1 protein-coding gene is annotated in these 1,241 nt (G+C 37.6%); it reads right to left on the minus strand.

Features of this window, described 5'->3' with window-relative positions; translation table 11 throughout:
- Positions 1-50 precede the first annotated feature (50 nt).
- Positions 51-1,235 (minus strand): IS256 family transposase, encoded by a 1,185-nt coding sequence (locus D0T53_RS13410; protein WP_163268739.1) that lies wholly within the window; start codon positions 1,233-1,235, stop codon positions 51-53.
- Between the last annotated feature and the right edge of the window lie 6 nt (positions 1,236-1,241).

Raw genomic sequence — 1,241 nt, forward strand, 5'->3', positions numbered from 1 at the left:
GACACTGTCCATAATTTTGTGTAAATAGCTAACGGAGGGTTTGACTATCTTTATAGTTGAACCCTTTTTGCAAATATAGTTATAAATTGATTTAAAATTAATCCCCAATTTTGTATAGGTTGTGTCCATTTTCTTGAAATCTGCATAAGCGACAGATACACAGATTTTTTCAGAGCATCATCAGTAGGGAAAACTAATTTATTTTTGGTGTATTTTCTGATTTTCCCATTCAGGTTTTCTATCAGATTGGTGGTATAAATTATTTTTCTGATTTCCAGTGGAAAGTCAAAAAATACGGTTAGTTCTTCCCAATTATTCTTCCAAGATTGTACTGCATAAGGATATTTTTCTTCCCATCTTTGAGCAAATCGCTGCAGTTCTTGCTTAGCCACCTCCCTGTTTGTAGCATTGTATATAAGCTTCATGTCAGCGGTAAACTCTTTTTTGTCTTTCCAAACTACATAACGACAGGAATTTCGGATTTGATGCACCACACATATCTGTGTGTTTGCCATTGGAAAGACATTGGTTATAGCCTGGGTAAAACCGTTCAGATTATCTGTTACGGTAATAAGAATATCTTCTACTCCACGGGCTTTTAAGTCAGTCAATACGCCCTGCCAAAATGCAGCGGATTCATTCTGTCCAAGCCACATACCCAAGATTTCTTTATAACCCTCACGATTCAATCCAACAGCAAGATAAATGGTTTTGTTGATAACTTTGCCCCCTTGACGGACTTTGAAAACAATGCCGTCCATCCAGACAATACAATAAATTGATTCCAAGGGGCGGTTCTGCCAATCCAACACCTGTTGGTTTACTTTATCTGTAATAATGGATATGGCAGATGTGGAGAGTCTGTAACCATATATATCCTGAAGTTCCTGTTCGATGTCCGAAACGCTCATACCTTTGGCATACAGAGATATAATGATGTTTTCTATCGGTGTTGCCGTTGATTGGTGCTTGGGGACAATCACAGGTTCAAAACTACCTTCTCTGTCTCGGGGAACTTCAATAGTAGATTCTCCAAATTCTGTCTTAATCTTTTTAGAGCTACTGCCATTGCGGGCATTGGTAGTATCGCTTTTTTGATTTTTAGGATAACCTAAATGTGATTCCAACTCACCTGAAAGCATAGCTTCCAATAAATCAGAATGAAGCTCTTTGAGTAGGTTGCTAACATCTTCTTGCGTCTTAAGTTCATTTAAAACGCCGCTCTCTTTAATGATTTTTTT

Origin of the sequence: Dysgonomonas sp. 216 (assembly GCF_010501065.1) — a bacterium.
Classification (GTDB): domain Bacteria; phylum Bacteroidota; class Bacteroidia; order Bacteroidales; family Dysgonomonadaceae; genus QVMM01.